We start from the raw sequence: 22,792 nt of genomic DNA, 5'->3' as shown, positions 1-22,792 counted from the left end.
GCGATGCAGCGGAAGGGGGATCTGATGGATCTGATGGAGGACTTCGACCTGGAGGAGATCACGCGCCAGCTCGAGACCGACGGGATCACCGCACACAAGGGTGCGTTCTCCCGCACGTGGGTCGAGGCCTTGCGGGAGGACGTCGACGCAGCCTTCGACGAGGCCCGTTCGCGGGAAGGCGGGGCGGTCGGGCGCGGGCCGAACCGCTGGTACGTCGAGCTCCACCCCGAGGCGCTGCGCGGCTTCGTCGAGCTGGTGGACCACCCGTGGGTGCGCGTCGTCTGCGAGACGGTCCTCGGCCCGGACTACCGCATCGTCGAGGTCGGCTTCGACACGCCGTTTCCTGGGGCTACGTTGCAGCCGTGGCACCGGGACTTCCCGAGTCCCTCGGAGACGTGGGACGGCCACCGGCTCACCTCTCTCGCGTTCAACCTCACCACCGTCGACACGACCGACGAGATGGGTCCCCTCGAGGTCGCTCCCGGCACGCACTGGGACCGCGGTGACGACTTCGACCACGAGCAGTTCCCGCCGAAGTCGGCGTACCCCCGCTACGAGGCGCTGGCCGTGCGCAAGTACCCGCAGGTCGGTGACATCTCGGCGCGCTCGGCCCTGACCATCCACCGCGGCACCCCGAACCGGTCGCAGGTGGCGCGCCCGGTCCTGGTGCTCGGCGTCGACGCTCCAGGCGCCGGCAACGACGCGCACCACGACCTCGCCGTGACGACGGCCTTCTGGAACGGCCTGCCGCAGCGGGTGCGCGACCACCTCGCCTGCCCGGTCGTCGACGAGCTGACCCCGATCGTTCAGAAACACGACATCGAAGGACTGGTGATGGGCTGATGGCAGGAGCAAGGCGCACGATGACCACGCGGCGGAACCTCGCGGGATCGGGCGCGGCGGTCGCGCTGGTGCTGGCCGCCGGCCTGCTGGCCCCCGGGACCGGCACGGCGGCCGCGAGTCCGGCAGCACCCGGCAAGGACCCGGGGCGCTACAGCAATCCGCTGGAGCCTGCGATCCCCGGTGACGGCGTGGTCGAGAGCTGTGCGGACCCGACGGTGATCCGCGGCCAGGAGCCCGGCGACACCACTTGGTACATGTACTGCACGACCGACCCGCTCAACGACGAGGACGTCGACGCCGAGGGCGAGCTGGTCTTCCACCGCGTCCCGACGATGTCGTCGGAAGACCTGGTGAACTGGACCTACGTCGGCGACGCCTTCCCGCAAGGGGCGTCAGGGCTGCCGAGCTGGGCCGAGGAGGATGCCGCCCTCTGGGCACCCGAGGTCGTCTACTCGACGACTTACGACCAGTACTACATGTTCGTCGGCGTGACGGACACGATCGCAGCCGTCAGTGGTGAGGAGAACTGTGGCTCGGACAACGCCATCGGCGTGGCGACGAGCCAGAGCCCCACAGGTCCTTGGACCTTCTCCGACGAGCCCGTGGTCGATCCTCGCCGCGGCGGGCCGGGCTGCAACTTCAAGTGGACCTACGACCCGGACGTGCTCGGGGACTCGGTGGCGACGAGCAGCACGCTCTACTACGGCAGCTACTACGGCGGGATCTACGCCACGGCCCTCACGCTGACCGAGGACGGCGCCACGGCCGTCCAGGGTGACCACACCCAGGTCGCGGCGGACAACAAGTACGAAGGTGCGAACGTCGTCGAGCGCGGTGGCTACTACTACCTCTTCGTCTCGGCCACGAACTGCTGCAACGGGGCGCTCACCGGCTACAGCGTCTTCGTGGGCCGGTTTGCGTCGCCCACCGGACCGTTCGTCGACCGCGAGGGCAACCTGCTGACGGACACGCAGACAGGGGGCACGCCGGTGATCAGCATGAACGGCAACCGTTGGGTCGGGCCTGGTCACAACACCGTCTTCCAGGACGCCGCCGGCGACTGGTGGACGATCTACCACGCGGTCGACCGCAACGACCCGTTCTTCGAGACCGAGCCCGGCTTCACCAAGCGCCCGGCGTTGCTGGACGCCATCGACTGGGTCGACGGCTGGCCCACGGTCAACGGCGGCGAGTGGGCGTCGGACCGCACGATGCCCGCACCGGCCGGACAGCCGGGCGAGCGGTCGCGGCACAAGACGCGGCTGGTCGCCACGCAGCAGCCAGGCCGGCTCATCGTCGCGGACGAGTTCGACGGCGACGTGCTGGACCCGGCGTGGTCGTGGATCCGCGGCGAGCGCGCTGAGTACGCCGTCGCCGACGGCGTCCTCACCTGGACGATCCAGGAGCCGCTCGTGGCCCCGGACGAGTGCACGCCCGATCCGGCGGACACCCGACTCGTGGCCAGTGACCTCAATGCCTGCAACAACACCGCTTCGGTGCTGGTGCGCGACGCGCCCCGCGGTGACTTCGTGGTCGAGACGGCCGTGCGCCTCAACGTCCCCGACAGCCCGAACTGCTGCTACAACTACGCGCAGGGCGGCGTCCTGGTCTACGAGGACGACGACAACTTCGTGAAGCTGACGAACACCTCGATCTGGAACACGCGCCAGACGGAGTGGGCCAAGGAGCTCTTCCCGGTCCCCGAAGGCTGGAACCGCTACGGCAACAGCGTTGTCGGGCCGCCGTCGGACTCCGGTGAGTGGACCTACCTGCGGATCGTCGCGGAGCGGCTCTCCGGTGCGGAGCGCCGGGCTGCCGACGGCGACACGCACGCATACACCGCGTACTCCAGTCAGGACGGCGAGACCTGGATCCGCGGCGGGACGTGGACGCACTCGCTGGACGACCGTCAGCTCGCGCTGGTCGCGATGGGCCTTGCGCCGGGCGAGCACATCGAGGGGGACTACACGGTGCAGTACGACTACGTCCGCGTCAGCCGGCTGAAGGAGAGTCACTCACGCTAGGCGGTGACCCTGGTCAGGCGAGTCCGAGCCAGGTGTCGACGAGGTCCTGGCCGAAGGTCGCGCCGGGGTCGAGGTCGTGCACGAGCCGACGGAAGTCCGGGAGCCGGGGGTAGAGGCGCGCCAGCTCTCGGGGAGGCGTCGAGAAGACCTTGCCCCAGTGCGGTCTGGCGTCGTGCCCAGAGAGCTGCGCCTCCACGGCGGCGACGCCGTCGGCGACTCCCGGGACGGTCTTCCACGTGAAGTGGAAGGCGACGCACGGCTGCCCCCCGGTCAGGCTCAGCCACATCGGGTCAGGGGCGACGGCGCGGAGCTCTGACACGTGCAGCAAGGGGTGCAGCACCTCGCGGATCCCGTCGAGCGCCCGCCAGGCCGCGGTGGCCCGGGCCGCCGGCACGAGGTACTCGGACTGCAGCTCGTCCCCGGCGCTCGGCATGAACTCGAGGCGGAAGTGGGGGAGCCGTTCGTGCCAGGGACCTGGAACGCCGAGCTGCTGGGTCGTGTTCTCCGGTGGCATGCCGGCCACCGGGTGCCGCGCCTCCTGGGCGACGCGGCCGCCCCACAGCTCGGCGAGCGGCTCGGCGCCGACCAGCTGCTTGACCCAGATGTCGTCGAGGCGGTCGAGACCCCACGTGGTGAACACGCTGACGCTGTAGGCGGCCGCCAAGATGTCGGCCAGCGCGGACTCCACTCGCGCGGCGGGCACCTGCTCGACCACGGTCTGGGCGAGGTCGAAGGTCGGCACCACGTCGAGCGTCATCTCGACGGCGATCCCGAGCCGGCCCAGCGCCAGGACCGCCCCATCGAAGTCGGGGTGGCCGCGCTCGCGTCGTACGGCGTCGCCGGTCGCCGTCACGATCGTGACGCCCCGGACGCTCGCCGCGAGGGCCTGGTTGTGCGTGCCTGAACCGTGCGTGCCCGTCGCACAGGCGCCCGCCACCGAGATGTGGGGGAGCGATCCGGTATTCGGGAGCGCCAGTCCTGCGCGATCCAGCTCCATCGCCAGCTCGCCGTAGGTCCACTGGCCGCCGATCGTGACGGTGCGCTGATCCGCGTCGACCCGCGCGGTCCGCGGCAGCCCCGCGAGACTCACGAGCAGACCGTCGGTGTCCGCGACCCCGCTGAACGAGTGCCCGGTGCCGAGCGCCCGCACCCGGCTCGAGCCCGCCACCAGCGCCTGCAGCGCGGCCAGGTCTTCCGGTCGCTCCCGTCGGGCCGCGTGGAACGTGATGTTGCCGGCCCAGTTCGTCGCGGGCACCGCGGCTCCGGACTCCTCCGGGTTGGTACCGGACATGCGGCCTCCTCGGGGTCCCCTCCATCCTGACGCATGGGGGCCGACGTGCGGCTCGGCGGCTGACCGAGACCGCACCGGGTACCCCGCCTTGTGCGCATCGTGATCACCGGAGCCAGCGGCAACGTGGGGACCGCCCTGCTGCGTCGGCTGCAGTCGGACCCCGCCCAGGACCACCAGGTCGTCGGCGTCGTCCGTCGCCGGCCCCAGTCGGTCGCGCCGTACGACGACGTCGAGTGGGTGACGGCGGACCTGGCCTCGGCCGACGTGCGCGTGGCGCTCGACGAGGCGCTCGAGGGGGCGGACGCTGTGGTGCACCTCGCCTGGGGCTTCCAGCCGGCGCGCGACACCGACTACCTCGACCGGGTGGGGATCGCCGGCACGCGCGAGCTCGTGCGCGCCGCCGACGCCGCCGGCGTCGAGCACCTCGTGCACATGTCGTCGGTCGGCGCCTACTCGGGCGCAATCACGAAGGGACGGGTCACCGAGGCGTGGCCCACCGAAGGAGTCCCGTCCCTGGCCTACAGCCGCGCGAAGGCCGAGGTCGAGCGGCTTCTCGACGAGTACGACGGGCGCGGCGGCGGCATGGTGGTCACCCGACTTCGCCCGGGGCTGGTGCTGCAACGGGACGCGGCCAGCTCGTTGCTGCGCTACGGGTTGCCCGGCTACCTGCCGCGCCGGTTGGTCTCGGCGCTCCCGGTCCTCCCCCTGGACGCGTCCCTGCGGATCCAGGTCGTGCACGCCGACGACGTCGCCGACGCGATCGTCCGGGCCCTCGAGCAACGTGTCAGCGGGGCGTTCAACCTTGCCGCCGAGCCGGTCATCGGTCGCCAGGGGCTGGCGGCGGCGTTGGAGGCGAGACCGCTTCCGATGCCGCGGGCGGTGCTGCGCGCCGTCATCGGCGCGACGTGGCACGCGCGGCTGCACGCCCTCGATCCCGGGTGGATCGACCTTGCGTTCGACACGCCCCTCATGGACACCACCCGGGCGCGCACCGAGCTCGGCTGGGACCCTCGCGTCTCGGCGACGGACGCGCTCGACGAGCTGGTGCGTGGCATGCGCGACGGTGCCAACACCCTCAGCCCCGTGCTGCGGAGCCGTCGCGTCGTGGACCGGCTGAGCCGCCTGGTCCGCTCCGGAGGGATCGGCTCCCGCCGGCTGCCGTGAAACAGGCCGCCGGGTGAATCAGACCGGGTTTGTCCGGGTGGGCCGTGGGGTTGGAGGGCTGGATCTGGTCGAGGTCGCAGTGTCTGGCGTCGACTTGGCAGCCGGGGGTCTCGACTTTTCGCTCGCAAGCTCGCTGCTCGACCACCGGGGTCGCTGCGCGACCTCCTCGACCACCGGGGACGTGGCTCGACCTCCTCGACCACCGGTGGTTCTCGTGAACTTCCGGGGGTCTCGACTTTTCGCTCGCCAGCTCGCTGCTCGACCACCGGTGGTCGAGCGCGCAGTCGAGGCCCACAGGTGGTCTCGTGAACTTCCGGGGGTCTCGACTTTTCGCTCGCAAGCTCGCTGCTCGACCACCGGTGGTCGAGCGCAGTCGAGGCCCACAGGTGGTCTCGTGAACTTCCGGGGGTCTCGACTTTTCGCTCGCAAGCTCGCTGCTCGACCACCGGTGGTCGAGCGCAGTCGACCCACAGGTGGTCTCGTGAACTTCCGGGGGTCTCGACTTTTCGCTCGCCAGCTCGCTGCTCGACCACCGGTGGTCGAGCGCAGTCGAGACTCACAGGTGGTCTCGTGAACTTCCGGGGGGCTCGACTTTTCGCTCGCCAGCTCGCTGCTCGACCACCGGTGGTCGAGCGCAGTCGAGACTCACAGGTGGTCTCGTGAACCTCCGGGGGTCTCGACTTTTCGCTCGCCAGCTCGCTGCTCGACCACCGGTGGTCGAGCGCAGTCGAGACCCACGGGTGGTCTCGCGAACTTCCGGGGGGCTCGACTTTTCGCTCGCAAGCTCGCTGCTCGACCACCGGGGTCGCTGCGCGACCTCCTCGACCACCGGGGACGTGGCGCGACCTGCTCGACCACCGGTGGTCGAGCGCAGTCGAGACCCACAGGTGGTCTCGTGAACCTCCGGGGTCTCGACTTTTCGCTCGCAAGCTCGCAAGCTCGCTGCTCGACCACCGGGGACGTGGCGCGACCTGCTCGACCACCGGGGACGTGGCGCGACCGGCTCGACCACCGGGGACGTGGCGCGACCGGCTCGACCACCGGTAGTGGTGTCGACCGCCGGTGAAGCAGAATCCGCTGCAGGAGGGCCTGATGGACGAGCACCACTACCTGATCCGCGGCGGCATCGCCGGTCGCGAGCGGATGCGCGTGGTCGGGCGGGTGATGCGGCCGACGACGTTGCGGTTGCTCGAGCGGGTCGGCGTGACCTCGGGGATGCGGTGCCTCGACGTGGGATGCGGCGCGGGTGAGGTGACCTTCGACCTCGCGTCCCTGGTGGGCATCACCGGGCACGTCGTCGGGGTCGACCTCGACGAGACCAAGCTCGACCTGGCGCGCGGCGACGCCGAGCAGGCCGAGGTCGGCAACGTCGAGTTCCGGTTGGGCGACGTCGGGGGCGGCCTCGGCCAGGAGGAGTACGACGTCGTGTACGCGCGCTTCCTGCTCACCCACGTGCCTGACCCCGAAGGCGTGCTGCAGCTGATGATCGACGCCGCCAAGCCGGGCGGGGAGGTCGTGGTCGAGGACATCGACTACGGCGGCACCTTCGACCACCCCACCACCGACGAGTTCGACCGCTACCGGGAGATCTACGTCGAGGCTGCGAGGGTCAACGGTGGTGACGCGCTGATCGGTCGTCGGCTGCCGCTGATGATGACCAGGGCCGGCCTGGAGCGGGTCGAGGTCGAGGTCGTGCAGCCCTCGGGCCTGGAGGGCGAGGTCACGGTGATCCCGGCCCTGACGCTCGAGAACATCAAGGCGACCGCCGTGCGGCACGAGGTGGCCAGTGGCGACGAGGTCGACCGCGTGGTCGACGCGCTCTACTCCATCGCCCGTGACCCTGAGGCGTTCGTCGCCTCGCCCCGCATCGTGCAGGTCTGGGGACGCAAGCCTGGGGTCGCGACGGTCGGACCCTCGGGTCGTCCGTAGTTTCGCGGCGACGGGAGCCTGGTCACCGCTTCCCACGTGGACGGCGCCAACATGGACCCGACCGCGGTCGACTGGCTGCTCCTGGCGAAGAAGCCCACGGCACCCGGGCCCGACGGCGACCGGCTCACGGCCACGACCTACATCCAGCGTGTCGACACCACCGGCGGTCGGGCTCCGGCAGCCGGAGAGTGCGACGTCACCGGCGAGACAGCGGAGGTCGCCTACACGGCGACGTACCACGTCTGGAAGGCGAAGGGCCGACCGGCACCCGGGGCGGCGTTCCGTCACGCAGGTGGGAGACCGCTCATGATGAGCGCGGCGTCACTGTTGTCGGGATCGAGGGCGAGAGCCCGCTCGAGCAGGTGCCTGGCCTGGTCGGGATCGCCGTCCACCTGGTGCGCCCAGCCCGTCATCGTCCACGCGCTCGAGGACTCCGGTTGCAGCTCGGTCCACAGCCGCAGCAGCGGCCAGACGAGGTCGGTCCGGTACAGCTCGATGGCACCCCAGACCGCGTCCTCGAACCCGTCGTCCTCCAGGTCCACCTCGATCGGGTCCGCCGAGATCAGCCGCCGGTACGCCGCCGCCGCGGCCTCGGGTCCCTCGGTGGCGAGAGTGTCGGCGACGGGCCCGGCGACTGGACGTCTGAGGTTGCGCAGGTCCAGGCAACCCTCACCCTCCGGGTCGTCCTCGAGCACGAGATCGATGGCGGCCCTGGCGATGTACGACGCGGGGACGGTGTTGCTGTTGGCGAGCACGACGATCCCGGTCCGCTGGTCGGGCAGCAGGACCACCCGGGACCCGAAGCCCGGGTCCGCACCGCTGTGGCTCATCGTCGGGTAGCCGCGATAGTTGCCCAGCGGCCACCCGAGCGACGCTGCGCCGTCCCACGGCGGCTCGCTGACCTCGACTACGGGCTGTCGCATGACCGCCACCAGCTCGGGGTCGAGCCGACCTGCGGGATCGCCGGTCGCGAAGTGGGCCGTCACCCATCGGCTCAGCTCGACGAGGTTGGAGTGCAGGGTCGAGCTGGGCGCGTGCCGCCGGGTGTAGGGGTAGCGGTCGCCGGGCACTGTCTGCGGCAGACCGACGTGCGGGGCGGCCGCATCGTTCGTCGGGACATCACTGCGCAGGAACGTGCTCTGCCCCATGCCGAGCGGCGCCAGCACCAGCCGGCGTACGGCGTCCTCGAAGGTCGTCCCCATGACCCGGGACAGCACCAGGCCGAGGAGCTCGTAGCCGGCGTTGGAGTAGGAGTACGCCGATCCGGGGTCGGCCGCGAGCCGCCAGTCCGACAGGCTGGCGGCGAAGTCCGCCAGGGCGTCGTCGCCGAGCTGCGGGTCGTGCCAGCCGTACGCCGCGACGTCGGGCAAGCCACTGGTGTGGCTCAGCAGGCGTCGGGCCGTGATCTCGGAAGCTCGTCCATCGGCCAAGGTGAGCTCGGGAACCCGGTCGACGATGGGTGCGTCCAGGTCCAGGACCGGGCCGCCTGCGGACCCGATGGGCTTGCCCAGCGCCAGGGAGACGAGTGCAGTGGCGACGAAGGGCTTGGAGACCGACGCCAGGTGGAACATCGTCTCGGGGGTGACGGGCTCTCCGGAGCGGAGGTCGCGCGCGCCGAACCCGCGCGCCACGACCTCGTCGTCGCGGACGACCGCCACGGCTGTCCCGACGGCGTCCTGGGTCTCCAGGAAGTGGTCGACCAGCGGCCACAGCCCTTCCTCGACGGTCTCGCGGAGAGGTGTGTTCGCCATCGATCAGACCGGCATCTCGTAGGTCACCCACATCGTCCGGGTGGCGACCTGGTCGTACTTCGACCTTGCCCGGTGGTTGTCGTCGGCCGTGATCCAGCGGACGACGGTCCAGCCACGGTCCTGGGCGATCTCGCGCACCCCCTCGAGCAGTGCGTCGGCGGCGCCGCTGCCCCGGGCGTCGGGTGCCACGAAGAGGTCGTCGAGGTAGCCGCCGACCGAAGCCGCGAGGGGGCGTGAGAACGGTCGGAAGTGAGCCAGGCCGATCAACCGCTCGCCTTCCTCCGCGACCAGACCCTCCACCTCGTGGTCGGGATCGAGCAACCAACCCCAGGTCGTCTCCAGCATCGCGTCGCTCTGCTCGTAGAAGGCCGCGTAGCCGCGGAAGAGCTCACGCCATGCGTCGTGGTCCTCGGCCCGAAGAGCCCGGACGGTCGGCTGCGAAGCGCTCATCACGGCAGTCAACCACCCCTGCTTCCAGAGGAGGAGGGCCGGTAGATCCCGGCGCCTCCGATGGTCGAGGCGTCGGTGGTCTCGCACCACAGAACCCTCGAAGCCCTGTGACACCACCTACCACCCCGACGGCACCATCACCCTCCGCCGGCGCACGTGGGCCCAGAGCGGGGCTGTCCGCGGCCGATGCGACGTGGCACCCTCGCCTGAGGGGGGCGACGTGAACTATTGGAGCGGCACGCCGGTGACCATCCGCACCGCGCGGGGGCCGAGCTGACGGTGCTCAAGGAGGACGCCAGCCACTACGGCGACGTGCTCGCGACCGGGGTCAGCTGGGCCTACGAGACGGCGTTCCTCGAGCCGATCGTCGAGCCGGGTGACGTCGTGATCGACGTGGGCGCCAACTACGGCTACACGTCGTCGTACTTCTCCTCCGAGGTCGGTCCGGAGGGCTTCGTCCTGTCCTTGGAGCCGGAGCCGGACACGCGGTCGCTGCTGTCCCACAACATGCGGACCAACGGGCACACCAACGTGGAGGTCGTGGCCGCTGCCGCGGGCGCGGAGCCCGGGACCGCCCGGCTCTTCCGGAGTGGGACCAACCTCGCCACGCACTCGCTGAGCGACGCGCTGGTCCGCAACATCAAGGACTCCGTCACCGTCGAGGTGGTCACCCTCGACGAGCTCTGCGCGATCCGGCTCGACGGTCGGCCGCCGACGGTGCTCAAGATCGACGCCGAGGGTTGGGAGTGGGGGGTCCTGGAGGGCGCGGCCGACGTGCTGCGCCGCTATCGCCCGGCGCTGTGGATGGAGTTCTGGCCCGACGGCCTGCGCGCCAACGGCCACGACCCGCAGTGGGTGCTCGACCTGCTGACCGAGCTGGGGTACGCCGTCACCGCCCACGACCTCGTGCTGGAGACCGCGCTGCCCCTGGAGCCCGACGAGATCGTGCCTTACTGCGACGAGGCCACCGAGCGCTTCCGCCGCGAGGGCAAGCACAACCTGGTCGGCATCCTCTACCTGCACGCCACGCACGCGGACACGCAGCACGCAGCGCACCCTCGTTGAGGATCAGGTCAGTCGACGATCGTGGTCCGCTCGGCGGCGAGCAGCACGGCGCCGATGGTGCTGGCACGCCCCTCGAGGGCGCTGGGCAGCACCGGGGTGGAGGCGACCGGGTCGACGGCATACCTGCGCAGCGAGATGCGCGCGGAGTCCAGCAGCAGGTCACCTGCCATCGCCAGGTGGCCCCCGACCACGACGATGGAGGGGTTGATCAGGTTGACGACGGCGGCCAGTCCCCGACCGAGGTGGTGTCCCGCCTCCTCGAGCGCCCTGCGTGCGGCGACGTTGCCCTCCCGCGCCGCGGCGACGACCTTGTCGATGTCGTCGGCGCCGGGGACCTGACCGGAGACCTCACGGGTCACGAAGGGCGTGGAGGTGTAGGCCTCGAGGCAGCCACGCTTGCCGCAGCGGCACAGCGGGCCGTTGTCGTCGATGGTGAGGTGCCCGATCTCGCCGGCGGTCCCGCTCGCGCCCTGGAAGAGCTCGTTGTCGACGATGATCCCGGCGCCGACACCGGACGCCGTCTTCACGTAGACGCTGCTGTCGTGGCCGCGCGCGGCGCCGATGCGGTGCTCGGCGAGGGCTCCGAGGTTTGCGTCGTTGTCGACGTGCGCGGGCACCTGGAAGACCTCCTCCGCGACTTCTCGGGCGTTGACGCCCTCCCAGCCGGGGAAGATCGCCGACGACTGGACCACGTCACCGGCGATCGGCGCGGGCAGGCCGAGCCCGACCGCACGCAGGCGAGCCGATCCGACGCGCACGCTGTCCAGCATCGTGCGCGCGTCGGCGAGCGCCACGTGGTGGTCGACGCTGTCCTGCAGACGGCGCCGGTACTCCCCGAGGATGCGCCCGGAGAGGTCGCCCACGGCGACGGCGACGTGGCTGTGGCCGAAGTCGATGCCGGCGACGATGCCGGTCTCTCGGGAGAGGCGTACGGCGGAGCCGCGGCGACCGCTGCCGGGCTCGGCCTCGACCAGCCCTTCCTCCGACAGCTCGCGGACCAGGCTCGACACCGTGGCCGGGGCGAGGCCGGTGGCCCTGGCCAGCTCGGCCTGCGTGAAGACCCCTGCCTCGTCGCGCAGCACGTCCAGGACGCGGTGCCGGTTGGCCGTGCGCAACGACGCCGTGGAGCCCGGCGCCGCGCCGGCGTCCGGTCGTGGCGAGGTCATGGCGGAACTGTGACCGGTCCCTCCTCTGTCGTCAAGACTCGAACGCAAATGATGTGTTTTCACGATGAGAGCACAGTTTGTGTTCACCTCTTGACGACAAACGGTGATGACCGCCACACTCGGCGCACCAGGCCGCACCCTCCAGCCCCAAGACCAAGGCGGCCCCGAGCAATCCCAGGAGAAACCCGTCGTGACCAGAACCCTTCCTCCAAAGATGGCCCGTGTGGCCGCCAGCGCAGCCGCGCTCGTGCTGAGCACGGCTTTCCTCGCCGCCTGCGGCGCCAACGACGACGGCGGTGACGACGGCGGCGACGGCGGCGGCGGTGACGGCGCGAGCGGCGCCAAGATCGCGCTGCTGCTGCCCGAGTCGAAGACCACGCGCTACGAGACCTTCGACAAGCCGCTCTTCGAGGCCAAGGTCGCGGAGCTGTGCGAGGACTGCGAGGTGCTCTACTACAACGCCGACCAGGACGAGGCCAAGCAGGCCCAGCAGATGACCACAGCCCTCAACGACGGCGCCAACGTCGTCGTGCTCGACCCGGTCAACGGCGCCGGCGCGACCGGCATGGTCGAGGAGGCGCAGGGCCAGGACGTCCCGGTCATCGCGTACGACCGCCTGATCACCAACGCCGACTACTACATGTCCTTCGACAACGAGACCGTCGGCAAGCTCCAGGGTGAAGGACTCCTCGAGGCGATGGGCGGCGAGGGCGCGATCCTGATGCTCAACGGTGCCCCCAGCGACCCGAACGCCGCGCAGTTCAAGACCGGCGCCCACAGTGCGCTCGACGGCAACGTCGACATCCTGGAGGAGTACGACAACCCCGACTGGAGCCCGGAGAACGCCCAGCAGTGGACCAGCGACCAGCTGAGCAAGTACGACCCGAGCGAGATCCAGGGCGTGTACGCCGCCAACGACGGCCAGGCTGGTGGCGTGGTCGCTGCTCTGACCGGTGCCGGTGTGGCGCTCGACGCGCTGCCGCCGATCACCGGCCAGGACGCCGAGGTCGCTGCGATCCAGCGGATCCTCGCGGGTGAGCAGGCGCTGACGATCTACAAGCCGATCCCGATCGAGGCGGAGACCGCCGCCGAGGTCGCCGTCGCGCTGGCCAACGGCGACGAGCCGGGCGCCACGTCCGACACGGGCATCGACCAGTCCGAGTACGAAGGCGTCACGTCGTACATCTTCGACCCGATCGTGGTCACCGCCGACAACGTTGCCGACACCGTGATCGCCGACGGCTTCTACGACGCCGCCGACATCTGCACCGGCGACTACGTCGACGACTGCGAGGCGGCCGGCATCTCCTGATGACCACTTCGGCTACGGCACCCGCCAGGGGCAAGATCGTCTTGTCCCTGGCTGGGGTCAACAAGAGATTCGGCGCCGTGCAGGCGCTCAGCGACGTGCACATGGAGGTGGCGGCCGGTGAGGTCGTCGCCCTCGTGGGCGACAACGGCGCCGGCAAGTCCACGCTCGTCAAGGTGATCTCGGGGGTCTACCAGCCCGACGACGGCGAGATCTTCTACGACGGCAAGAAGGTCACCGTCAACGGTCCGTCCGCTGCCCAGGACCTCGGCGTGGCGACGGTGTTCCAGGACCTCGCGCTGTGCGACAACCTGGACGTGGTCGCCAACCTGTTCCTCGGGCAGGAGCGGCTGCTCGGGCCGATCATCGACGAGGCCGGCATGGAGAAGGAGGCCTGGCGCCTCCTGCGGTCCCTGTCGGCGAAGATCCCGTCGGTCCGCATCCCCATCGCCTCGCTCTCGGGTGGTCAGCGACAGACCGTCGCGATCGCCCGCAGCCTGGTGGGGGCGCCCAAGGTGGTCATGCTCGACGAGCCGACGGCCGCGCTCGGCGTCGCCCAGACCGCGGAGGTGCTCAACCTCATCGAGCGGCTGCGCGAGTCCGGGCTCGGCGTGATCCTGATCAGCCACAACATGGCCGACGTCCAAGCGGTGGCTGACCGGATCGTGGTGATGCGGCTCGGCCGCAACGCCGCGGAGTTCCGCGTGGAGGAGGCGACCACCCAACAGCTGGTCGCCGCCATCACGGGAGCCAGCGACAACGTCGTCGCCGCGCGCACCGCGCGCTCAGAGGCCCGGTCAGCTGAAGGGCCCGCCGGTACCGAAGGAGATCCCGATGAGTGAGGTCAAGGAGACCCCGACCTCCGCGGTCGCGGCCGACATGGCCGACGAGCGGTTGATCCTGAGCAAGGGCCCGGCCGGGATCGCGACCATGGTCTGGAACCGGCTCAAGGGCGGCGAGCTCGGCACCCTGCCGGTCATCGTCGGCCTGGTCGTGATCTGCGCGGTCTTCTACGCGCGCGAACCCACGTTCCTCTCCTCACGCAGCCTGGTGACCCTCACGCAGTTCGCGGCACCGACCGGCATCATCGCGCTCGGCATCGTGCTGGTCCTGCTGCTCGGCGAGATCGACCTGTCCGTCGGTTCGGTGGCCGGCTTCACGTCCGCGGTCATGGCGGTCATGGTGGCCAACCACGGCGCCTCCCTCCTGGTCGCACTGCTGTCGGCGCTCGGCGTCGGGCTGCTCATCGGCCTCGTCTACGCCACGCTCCACCAGGTGGTGGGGGTGCCGAGCTTCGTGTTCTCGTTGGCGGGCCTGCTGGCCTTCCAGGGCGCGCTGCTCTACACGCTCGGCGACCAGGGCACCATCACGCTCCCGCAGGACTCGGGTCTCCGCGAGTTCGCCCGCGACAAGTTCCTCACCGACGCGCAGGCCTACGGCCTCGTCGCGATCGCCGTGGCGGCGTACGTCGTGAGCAACGTCGTCGGCATCCGGCGACGCCAGGTCGCGGGACTCACGCCGCCGAGCCTGGTGGGCGTGCTGGTCAAGGCCGCTGCGATGGCGGTCGGGCTCGGCTTCTTCTGCTACTACCTCGGGGCCAACGACGCGCGCGGTGTGGGCTATCTCTTCACGTTCTTCGTGCTCCTCGTCGTGCTGATGGACCTGCTGCTGCGCAAGACCAAGTGGGGACGTCACGTCACCGCCGTCGGTGGCAACGAGGAAGCGGCCCGGCGGTCCGGCATCAAGGTGGGGCTCATCTACACCTCGGTGTTCGGGCTGTGCTCGACGTTCGCGGCACTGGGCGGCCTGATGCTGGCCGGCCAGCTGACCACGGTCTCGCAGAGCAGTGGCACGACCGACACCAACCTGACCGCGATCGCGGCCGCGGTGATCGGCGGCACCAGCCTCTTCGGTGGTCGCGGCTCGGCGTACGCCGCGCTGCTCGGCATGCTCGTGCTGCAGGCGATCACCGCGGGACTCAACCTCATCAACGTGGAGTCCGAGGTGCGGTTCATGGTCACGGGCGCAGTGCTGCTCCTGGCTGTCGCCATCGACTCGGTCTCGAGGCGGCTCCGTTCGTCGAGCGGACGCGGTTAGCCGCTCGGCGTTGTGGGACCTCGACTTCGCGCCGACTCGTCGTTGCGGGGGGTCAGTCGTCGGCCGCGCGGGTGGCCCGATCGGCCACCCGGCGTAGCGGCTCACCAGTAGCCCGGGCCACGGCGGCGACGTCGTCGTGCTCGGGCTTCTGGCCGTCGGGTCCGCGCTTCACCCGGACCGGGTGTCCGTCGACCTCGACCGTCACGATGTCGCGGGGGAGCGCGTGCCGCTCGATCGTCGTGCGCCGAGCGCCGAGGCTGCCGGTCTCACGGAGCAGGAGGTCCTGCAAGACGTCGGCCTGCTCGGGCGACCCGAGGATCGTGACGACGTGGGCAGGACGGCCCTTCTTGCCGAGCACCGGCGTGACCCAGGCGTCGAGAGCGCCGGCCTCGAGCGACGCGGCGACCAGGTGTCCGAGCAGCTCGCCGGTCACGTCGTCGACCGTCGTCTCGACGAGCACGAGGTCCTCGACCAGGGCCTGTGTGGACAGGGGTTCGCAGAGCGTGGCCACGAGCACGTTCGGCCGGTCGTCGAGCACCTTGGTGCCCGCGCCGTAGCCCGTGCGCAGCACCGTCGATCGCGGCAGCGCCCCGAACGTGCAGCCGACCGCGCGCAGGAGGGCGGCCCCCGTCGGCGTGACGGTCTCGAGCCTGGTCGGGATGCTCTCGACGGCCATGCCCTCCAGCAGGGCCAGGGTCGCGGGCGCGGGTGACGGCAGCAGGCCGTGCCGGGTCTGCACCGTGCCCGTCCCCAGACGGAGCGGCGCGCTGACGACACGGGTGACACCGAGCAGGTGCAGGGCCGCGGCGACGCCGACCAGGTCGACGACCGCGTCGTGGCCGCCGAGCTCGTGGAGGTGCAGCTCGTCGGGCGACTCGTCGTGGGTGTGTGCCTCGACCGCGACGACGGCCTCGAGTGCGCGCCGCGCCACCGCGCCGACCTCGGCGGGGGAGACGGCGTCCACGATCGCGAAGAGGTCGCGCGCGTGCCGGTGGGTGGCGGTGTCGGTGACCCGCACGTCGGCCTTGGTGGCCGGTACGCCGTGGCGTCGGTCGACGTCGGCGTCGAGCTCCCAGCCGTCGAGCCCGGTGGAGGCGACGATCTCGCGGATCTCCTCGACAGGCGCTCCGAGGTCGATCAACGCCCCGAGCAGCATGTCGCCGGAGATCCCGGAGACCGGGTTGAGCCAGAGGACTCGATCTGCCGGCTTCGTCATCGGCTCGCGCGGCGGTCCAGCGTGGTGGCCAGGCGGTGCGCGGCGAGGGCCGCCCCGAGGCCGTTGTCGATGCCGACGACGGTCACGCCGGCTGCGCACGACGACAGCATCGCCAGCAGCGCGGTGACCCCTTCGAAGGCGGCGCCGTAGCCGGTCGACGTCGGCACCGCGATCACGGGGACGGCGACGAGCCCGCCGACCACGCTGGCCAGGGCACCCTCCATGCCGGCCACCACGATCACCAGGTCGGCGCGCGAGATCTCCTCGGCGCGACCGAGGATCCGGTGGATCCCCGCGACCCCGAGGTCGGCGTGCTCGGTGACGTCGAGCCCGATCGCACGGGCCACTCCCGCCGCCTCGCGAGCGACCGGCCCGTCGGAGGTGCCGGCGCTGACGACCGTCAGGGAGACCGTGCCCGCTGGGCGGGGGCGCCAGACGAGGAGCCGCGCCCCGGCGTCGTACTCGCCCTGGTCCCGACCGCTCACGAGCTCCGGCGAACCGAGGACGCTCGCGGCGACGTCGGCCTCGACCCGCGACACCAGCACCGGTCCCTCGCAGCCCGCGAGCAGGGACGTGACGATCGCCGCGATCTCCTCGGAGGTCTTGCCGGGACCGTAGACGATCTCAGGGAGCCCCTGCCGACGCTCGCGATCGAGGTCGACGACGGCGAACCCGAGCTCGTCGAGCCGCGGCTCGTTCACGCAGGCGCCACCGGGGTGAGGGTGAGCAGCGCGTTCATGCTGCCCGAGCGGAACCCGTCGAGGTCGAGCGAGCAGAACGTGAAGCCGGCGGCCTTCACCCCTGCGGTCACCTCGTCGCGCAGGTCGACCAGGCGGGGCAGGTCGGCAGCCGGCACCTCGACCCGCGCCACCGCGCCGTCGGCGTGCGAGCGGACCCGCGACTCGGGGAAGCCCAGCTGGTGCAGCGTCACCTCGGCAGCCTCGATGCGAGCCAGCAACGCCTCGGTGACCTGGTCGCCGTACGCGACCCGCGACGCCAGGCACGCGGCGGCGGGCTTGGCCGCGGAGGGCAGTCCGAGCATCGCGCTGACGGCGCGGACGTCGGCCTTGGTGAGCCCGGCGTCGGCCAGCGGGCGGCGTACGTCGCGTTGTGCGGCGGCCGTCTGGCCGGGTCGGTGCCGGCTGCCCAGGTCGTCGAGGTTGGTGCCCACCGCGATGTCGGCGCCGCTCATCCGGGCCAGCGGCTCGAGGGCGTCGAAGAGCGCGGACTTGCAGTGGAAGCACCGGTCGGCGCCGTTGCGTGCGTACTCCGGCCGGCCGAGCTCGTCGGTGCACACCTCGACGTGCGCGATGCCGAGCTCCCGGCAGAAGTCCGCCGCGCCGCGGCGCTCGGCCGCGGGCAGGCTCGCGGACACGGCGGTGGCGGCGACCGCCGCCTCGCCCAGCACGTCGTGGGCGGCGTAGGCGAGCAGGGCCGAGTCGGCGCCGCCCGAGAAGCCGACGAGCAGGCGGGTGCTGCGGGCGATCTCGCTGCGCAGGGCGTCGTACTGCTGCGCCGTGTGCGGGGCGATCGGCGGGGTGGTCGGGTGTCGGGGGCTGTCGCTCATGGCGCCTCTCATCCTTCCACGCCAGGATGGGCCCATGACGAGGAGCCCTGCAGACCTGGACGCGATCAACGCCAGGCGGGCGCGCCTCAGGTCCGCCCACCTCAAGCCCGCGGGGGAGCGGCCGGCCTCGACGGCCCGGGGCCTGCACCACACCGCCCTCATCTCGAGCGACGTCGAGGCCACGATCCGCTTCTACCAGGACCTGCTGGGCTTCCCGCTGACCGAGCTGATCGAGAACCGCGACTACCCCGGCTCGTCCCACTTCTTCTTCGACATCGGCAACGGCAACCTGCTCGCGTTCTTCGACTTCCCGGGCCTCGACGTGGGTCCCTACGCCGAGGTGCTCGGCGGGCTGCACCACTGCGCCATCTCGATGGAACCGGAGCGCTGGCAGGCGATCGTGGCGCGCTTCGAGGAGGCTGGTGTCGAGCACGTGATCCACAGCGACGTGTCGGTCTACTTCACCGATCCCGACGGCGCGCGGATCGAGCTGATCGCCGACCCGCTGGGGGAGATGTACGGCGAGATCGTGCTTTGACCGGCAGCGAAGGGGCGGCGCGGGACCAGCGGGTCCACTTCGTGCCGGAACGGGCCGCCGAGGCGCTCCGGGTCGAGGCGGCGACGTATGGTGCCCGACGGGTGCTGGTGATCGCCTCGCCCTCGTCGGAGCAGGTGGCCCACGACCTGACGTCGGGTCTCCCGGTCGTGCACCGCCACGACGAGGTGGTCCAGCACGTGCCGGTCGAGGTCGCCGAGCGCGCCCGAGCCGCCGCATCCGAGCACGAGGCCGACCTGCTGGTCAGCATCGGCGGCGGCTCGGCGGTCGGGCTCGCCAAGGCGGTCGCGTTGACGAGTGACCGGCCGGGCGGCCTGCCGATCGTCGCGGTCCCGACGACGTACGCCGGCTCCGAGGTCACCGACGTCTGGGGCCTCACCGAGAACGGCCGCAAGACCACCGGCAGCGACCCGCGGGTGCGGCCCGTCGCCATCGTGTACGACGCCGCCCTGACCTTGTCGATGCCGACCCGTCTCAGCGTGGTGTCCGGGCTGAACGCGTTCGCCCACGCGGTCGACGGCCTGTGGGCACCACGCGCCGACGACCGCACCGCGAGCCTCGCCCGCGACGGCATCGCCGCGCTGGCGGCCGCGCTGCCTCAGGTGGCCGACGAGCCGCAGGGCCTGGCCGGCCGCGAGGAGGCCCTGCGCGGCGCCTACGTGTCTGCGCTGTCCTTCGCGCTGGCGGGCTCCGGCCTGCACCACAAGATCTGCCACGTGCTGGGTGGCCGCCACGACCTGCCGCACGCCGAGACCCACGCGGTCGTGCTGCCCCACGTCGTCGCTCTCAACATGCCCGGTGCCCCGGAGGCCGAGCGCCTGGTCGCCGACGCGCTCGGGGCTGCGAGCGCCGCCCTGGGGATCGACGCCCTCTGGGACCGCCTCGACGCGCCACGATCTTTGCGCGACCTCGGACTCGAGCGGGAGGCGATCCCCGGCGCCGTCGATGCGATCCTGCCGCTCGTACCCGACAGCAACCCGGTGCACGTCACCGCCGGTGAGCTGATCGACCTGCTGACCGCTTCCTGGGAAGGAGCCCGCCCGAGATGACCGCCCACGAGAACGAACGGCAACGCAACCGCGAGGAGGAGCTCGTCGCGACGGTCCTCGCCGCGTTCGACGCCACGCCCGACCCACGGACGCGCGAGGTCGTCCTGGCGCTGGTGCGCCACCTCCACGCCTTCCTGCGGGAGGTGCGTCCGACCGAGGCGGAGTGGATGCGTGGCATCGAGTTCCTCACCGCGGTGGGCCACTGGTCCGACGAGCGGAGGTCGGAGTTCATCCTGCTCTCCGATGTCCTCGGTGCCTCGATGCAGACGATCACGGTCAACAACCCGGCCGCCGGCGACGCCACCGAGGCCACGGTGCTGGGGCCGTTCTTCAACGAGGGCGCTCCGGAGATCCCGCTCGGAGGCGACATCGCCGTGGGCGACGAGCACGGCCGCCCGCTCTGGGTCGAGGGAACGGTCACCGACACGACCGGTGCCCCGGTGCCGGGAGCCAGGCTCGACGTGTGGGAGGCCGACGGTGAGGGCCTCTACGACATGCAGCACCCCGACGGGAGGATGTCGACGCGCGGCTGGCTGCGCGCGGACGACGAGGGCCGCTACCGCTTCTGGGCGATCATGCCGCTCAACTACCCCGTGCCCGACGACGGTCCGGTGGGCGACCTGCTCCGGGCGTCCGGCCGTACGCCGATGCGCGCGTCGCACCTGCACTTCCTGGTCAGCGCCCCGGGCCACCGCACGTTGATCACCCACATCTTCGTCAAGGGAGACCCGGGCCTGCCGACCGACGCCGTGTTCGGCGTACGCGAGTCGCTGATCAAGGACTTCGTCGACCAGGACGCCTCGGTCGCCACGCCGGACGGGCGCGACCTCGACGGTCGCCCCTGGACGCGCACCCGCTTCGACATCGTGCTGGCCCCCGACCAGTGACCCACGGCGTCTCGTTCCCCGTCACCGAGGGCTCCGACGACAGGAGCACGACCACTACAGGGCGCGCAGTGGTCGCCGACGCCCTGCGCGACGTCGACCCGGTCGGCGCCCTGGGTGCCGAGCAGGAGACGGCCTGGCGGGGCCGCTACCTGCGGCACTTCCGCCGCCTGGTCGAGGCCGGCGTGGCGACGCCCGAGGCGTGGCGCGCGGTGGCCGCCGCGGGTCTGGGCTCCGTCCGGAGCCGGATGGTCGTCGCCTCCGACGACGGCGACGTGCCGCTGGCGTCGCTGGCCGACGCTCCCGCGGGCCGGGCGCTCGACACCGTCGAGGTGCGCGGCGAGGGCGACCGGGTCGACGAGCTCGTCCTTCCTCATCGCGGCCGCCGCCTCGCCGGCGGAGCGCTGCACCGGCAGCTGGACGAGTGGCTCACCAACGGCGTGCTCGAGCCGTCGGCGGCCGAGGCGCTGCGCGCCGTGGCCGCGCACCCGGAGTGGCTGCGGCTCGAGGGCCGCACGATCGCCGTGCTCGGCGCCGGCGCGGAGATGGGACCGTTGCGGCCGCTGCTCGGCTGGGGAGCCACCGTCGCCGCGGTGGACCTGCCGGTCGCGGCCATCTGGGAGCGCGTCGTCAGGACCGCCCGCGACGGCGCCGGCCGCCTCGTGGTCCCGACCGCGTCGGGCGAGGGGGCCTCGTTGACCGAGCGGGCGGGCGTCGATCTCCTGGCGGAGGTGCCCGCGGTCGCTGACTGGCTCGCCGGCCTGGAGGGCCGGCTGCTGGTCGGCAACTACCTCTACGCCGACGGCGGCACGCACGTGCGGGTGTCCGTCGCGGCCGACGCCCTGGGGGAGCGGGTCTGTGCCGCGCGTCCCGACACGGCGCTGGGCTTCCTGGCGACACCGACCGACGTCTTCGTGGTCCCGCGCGAAGCGGTCGAGCACTCGACGCAGGCGTACGCCGACCGCACGGCCACCGCCAAGACGCTCGGCCGGCCCCTTCGCTGGGCGAGCCGCGGCAGGCTGCTGCGTCGCGCCTACCCAGCCACGACCGAGACCGGCTGGGGCATCGCCGACAGCCTGGTCCCGCAACAGGGGCCCAACTACGCCCTGGCCAAGCGCGTCCAGCGGTGGCGGGCGACGGTTGCCCGGCACGAGGGACGCCAGGTGTCCTTCCACGTCGCGCCGTCCACACGCACCCGCTCGGTGGTCAAGAACCGCGCGCTCGCCGCCGCCTTCGCCGGCGCGCACCGCTTCGGGGTCGAGGTCTTCGAGCCCGACACGGCCAACACCTTGATGGCCGCCCTGCTGGTGCACGACCTGTCGACCGACCCGGTCCCGCACGCGCACCCTTGGCAGGACGAGGCCCACGCCGCCGTGCACGGCGGGCTCTGGCGGGCGCCGTACGAGCCCCGCAGCGCGCTCGGCCTGGCGGCCGTCCTCGGCTACGCGTCGGCCAGGAGCTGACGGCGCCGCAGCTCGACCGCCCGCGCGGTGTCGTCGGCGACGAGGTCCATGTTGAGCTGCGCCGCGGCGAAGGCACCGCCGGCGGCGGCCGCCCCGACCTGGGCGTGCAGCTCGGTGACGTTGCCCGCGAGCCAGACGCCGGGGACGCTGCTGCGGCCCATCGGGTCGGCGGGGACGAACTCACCCATGCCGGTCGGGTGCTCCTCGGGCACCAGCCCTAGCCCCGCCAGGAAGCCGGCCCGGGCGACCATCCGGGTGCCGACCGCGAGGATCTCGCGAGCGACGACCTGGCCGTCGGCGAGCCGGACGCCGACGATCCGGTCGTTCTCGACCACCACCTCCGCGATCGGCTCCTCGACCACGCGGACCCCTCGCGCGGCGAGCTGCTCGGCCTGGTCGTCGGTGAGGTCGGGAGCCGTGTGCCGGAAGAGCACCACGTCGTCGCTCCACTGCCGCCAGAGCAGCGCCCCGTGCACCGCCATCGGGTTGCTGCCGACGACGCCGATGGCCCGGTCGCGGACCTCCCAGCCGTGGCAGTAGGGGCAGTGCACGACGTCGCGGCCCCACCGCTCGCGCAGGCCGGGCACGTCGGGCAGCTCGTCGACCAGGCCGCTCGTGACGAGCAGCCGGCGGGCGCGGGTCTCGCGTCCGTCGGCCAGGCCGATCGCGAAGCCGTCGCCGGCGCGCTCGACGGTGACGACCTCGCCGGCGACCACCTCGCCGCCGTACGTCCGCACCTCGTGGCGACCGCGCTCGAGCAGCTCGGCCGGGCGGGTGCCCTCGCGGGCGAAGAGCCCGTGCACCGCGTCCGCGGGCGCGTTGCGTGGCGTCCCAGCGTCGACGACCAGGACGCTGCGCCGCGCCCGGCCGAGCATCAGCCCTGCGTTCAGGCCGGCTGCACCGCCGCCGACCACCACCACGTCGTACGCGCTCTCCAGCTGATCCATGCGACCAGCATGACCACCGGG

At 71.8% G+C, this 22,792-nt stretch carries 20 protein-coding genes and 1 pseudogene; 13 read left to right on the top strand and 8 right to left on the bottom strand.

The window, feature by feature from the left end; all coding sequences use genetic code 11:
• Positions 1-24 precede the first annotated feature (24 nt).
• Positions 25-843: a phytanoyl-CoA dioxygenase family protein gene (locus ABD295_RS14740; RefSeq protein ID WP_344304536.1), complete on the top strand. Its 819-nt coding sequence runs from the start codon at positions 25-27 to the stop codon at positions 841-843.
• A 20-nt stretch (positions 844-863) separates the two neighbouring features.
• Entirely contained in the window at positions 864-2,867 is a 2,004-nt protein-coding gene (locus ABD295_RS14735; protein ID WP_344304535.1) for a family 43 glycosylhydrolase, read from the top strand.
• Positions 2,868-2,880: 13 nt separating this feature from the next.
• Here ABD295_RS14735 and ABD295_RS14730 read toward each other — a convergent pair whose 3' ends face one another.
• On the bottom strand, positions 2,881-4,158 hold the full coding sequence (locus ABD295_RS14730; RefSeq protein ID WP_344304534.1) for an FAD-binding protein: 1,278 nt from the start codon (positions 4,156-4,158) through the stop codon (positions 2,881-2,883).
• Positions 4,159-4,248: 90 nt separating this feature from the next.
• Between ABD295_RS14730 and ABD295_RS14725 the strand changes: the two genes are divergently transcribed.
• From ABD295_RS14725 to ABD295_RS21235, 3 genes and pseudogenes are all read left to right on the top strand, one after another.
• On the top strand, positions 4,249-5,322 hold the full coding sequence (locus tag ABD295_RS14725; RefSeq protein WP_344304533.1) for an NAD-dependent epimerase/dehydratase family protein: 1,074 nt from the start codon (positions 4,249-4,251) through the stop codon (positions 5,320-5,322).
• Between the two features lie 1,092 nt (positions 5,323-6,414).
• On the top strand, positions 6,415-7,251 hold the full coding sequence (locus ABD295_RS14720) for a class I SAM-dependent methyltransferase (RefSeq protein ID WP_344304532.1): 837 nt from the start codon (positions 6,415-6,417) through the stop codon (positions 7,249-7,251).
• Between the two features lie 18 nt (positions 7,252-7,269).
• Positions 7,270-7,488 (top strand): annotated as a pseudogene (locus ABD295_RS21235) (DUF3455 domain-containing protein); the annotation flags it as partial.
• 47 nt (positions 7,489-7,535) lie between these two features.
• Here the strand turns inward: ABD295_RS21235 and ABD295_RS14715 are convergent.
• Together ABD295_RS14715 and ABD295_RS14710 are read right to left on the bottom strand one after the other, a co-directional pair.
• Positions 7,536-9,002, bottom strand: coding sequence for a serine hydrolase (locus ABD295_RS14715; protein WP_344304531.1), 1,467 nt, complete (start codon positions 9,000-9,002; stop codon positions 7,536-7,538).
• A gap of 3 nt (positions 9,003-9,005) precedes the next feature.
• On the bottom strand, positions 9,006-9,452 hold the full coding sequence (locus tag ABD295_RS14710; protein WP_344304530.1) for a GNAT family N-acetyltransferase: 447 nt from the start codon (positions 9,450-9,452) through the stop codon (positions 9,006-9,008).
• Positions 9,453-9,680: 228 nt separating this feature from the next.
• Between ABD295_RS14710 and ABD295_RS14705 the strand changes: the two genes are divergently transcribed.
• The gene (locus tag ABD295_RS14705) at positions 9,681-10,517 is read left to right on the top strand and encodes an FkbM family methyltransferase (protein WP_344304529.1); all 837 of its coding nucleotides are present in this window, start codon (positions 9,681-9,683) and stop codon (positions 10,515-10,517) included.
• Between the two features lie 8 nt (positions 10,518-10,525).
• Here the strand turns inward: ABD295_RS14705 and ABD295_RS14700 are convergent, their stop codons facing one another.
• Positions 10,526-11,683, bottom strand: a complete 1,158-nt coding sequence (locus ABD295_RS14700; protein WP_344304528.1) for an ROK family transcriptional regulator — start codon at positions 11,681-11,683, stop codon at positions 10,526-10,528.
• Positions 11,684-11,897: 214 nt separating this feature from the next.
• On the opposite strand from ABD295_RS14700, the gene ABD295_RS14695 reads away from it, so the two are divergent.
• From ABD295_RS14695 to ABD295_RS14685, 3 genes are read left to right on the top strand one after another with little or no spacing between them, the layout of a single operon-like run.
• On the top strand, positions 11,898-12,995 hold the full coding sequence (locus ABD295_RS14695; protein ID WP_425574135.1) for a substrate-binding domain-containing protein: 1,098 nt from the start codon (positions 11,898-11,900) through the stop codon (positions 12,993-12,995).
• On the top strand, positions 12,995-13,834 hold the full coding sequence (locus ABD295_RS14690; protein ID WP_344304526.1) for an ATP-binding cassette domain-containing protein: 840 nt from the start codon (positions 12,995-12,997) through the stop codon (positions 13,832-13,834). The genes ABD295_RS14695 and ABD295_RS14690 overlap by 1 nt, the downstream gene beginning before the upstream one ends.
• Positions 13,827-15,089 carry a sugar ABC transporter permease gene (locus ABD295_RS14685; RefSeq protein ID WP_344304525.1) on the top strand — a complete coding sequence of 421 codons (1,263 nt, stop codon included), beginning with the start codon at positions 13,827-13,829 and terminating at the stop codon, positions 15,087-15,089. Before ABD295_RS14690 ends, ABD295_RS14685 begins: the two co-directional genes overlap by 8 nt.
• Before the next feature lie 52 nt (positions 15,090-15,141).
• Here the strand turns inward: ABD295_RS14685 and larC are convergent, their stop codons facing one another.
• From larC to larE, 3 genes are read right to left on the bottom strand one after another with little or no spacing between them, the layout of a single operon-like run.
• Positions 15,142-16,305, bottom strand: coding sequence for a nickel pincer cofactor biosynthesis protein LarC (larC, locus tag ABD295_RS14680; RefSeq protein WP_344304524.1), 1,164 nt, complete (start codon positions 16,303-16,305; stop codon positions 15,142-15,144).
• On the bottom strand, positions 16,302-17,006 hold the full coding sequence (gene larB, locus ABD295_RS14675) for a nickel pincer cofactor biosynthesis protein LarB (RefSeq protein ID WP_344304523.1): 705 nt from the start codon (positions 17,004-17,006) through the stop codon (positions 16,302-16,304). The genes larC and larB overlap by 4 nt, the downstream gene beginning before the upstream one ends.
• A complete protein-coding gene (gene larE / locus ABD295_RS14670) occupies positions 17,003-17,872 on the bottom strand; it encodes an ATP-dependent sacrificial sulfur transferase LarE (protein ID WP_344304522.1) in 870 nt (289 codons plus the stop codon). Before larE ends, larB begins: the two co-directional genes overlap by 4 nt.
• Positions 17,873-17,906: 34 nt before the next feature.
• Between larE and ABD295_RS14665 the strand changes: the two genes are divergently transcribed.
• The 4 genes from ABD295_RS14665 to ABD295_RS14650 all read left to right on the top strand — a co-directional run bounded on the left by ABD295_RS14665 (position 17,907) and on the right by ABD295_RS14650 (position 21,824).
• Positions 17,907-18,410, top strand: coding sequence for a VOC family protein (locus ABD295_RS14665; protein WP_344304521.1), 504 nt, complete (start codon positions 17,907-17,909; stop codon positions 18,408-18,410).
• 41 nt (positions 18,411-18,451) lie between these two features.
• Positions 18,452-19,477, top strand: a complete 1,026-nt coding sequence (locus ABD295_RS14660) for a maleylacetate reductase (RefSeq protein ID WP_344304520.1) — start codon at positions 18,452-18,454, stop codon at positions 19,475-19,477.
• Positions 19,474-20,364, top strand: a complete 891-nt coding sequence (locus tag ABD295_RS14655; RefSeq protein ID WP_344304519.1) for a dioxygenase family protein — start codon at positions 19,474-19,476, stop codon at positions 20,362-20,364. Before ABD295_RS14660 ends, ABD295_RS14655 begins: the two co-directional genes overlap by 4 nt.
• A gap of 68 nt (positions 20,365-20,432) precedes the next feature.
• Positions 20,433-21,824 (top strand): hypothetical protein, encoded by a 1,392-nt coding sequence (locus ABD295_RS14650; RefSeq protein ID WP_344304518.1) that lies wholly within the window; start codon positions 20,433-20,435, stop codon positions 21,822-21,824.
• On the opposite strand, the gene ABD295_RS14645 is transcribed toward ABD295_RS14650, so the two are convergent.
• Complete coding sequence (locus ABD295_RS14645) at positions 21,803-22,771, bottom strand: NAD(P)/FAD-dependent oxidoreductase (RefSeq protein ID WP_344304517.1); 969 nt, start codon at positions 22,769-22,771, stop codon at positions 21,803-21,805. The two genes, ABD295_RS14650 and ABD295_RS14645, sit on opposite strands and share 22 nt — an antisense overlap.
• Between the last annotated feature and the right edge of the window lie 21 nt (positions 22,772-22,792).

The sequence above is a fragment of the Nocardioides bigeumensis genome (assembly GCF_039531755.1).
GTDB classification, from domain to species: domain Bacteria; phylum Actinomycetota; class Actinomycetes; order Propionibacteriales; family Nocardioidaceae; genus Nocardioides; species Nocardioides bigeumensis.
This window is presented reverse-complemented; position numbering and strand designations above follow the sequence as displayed.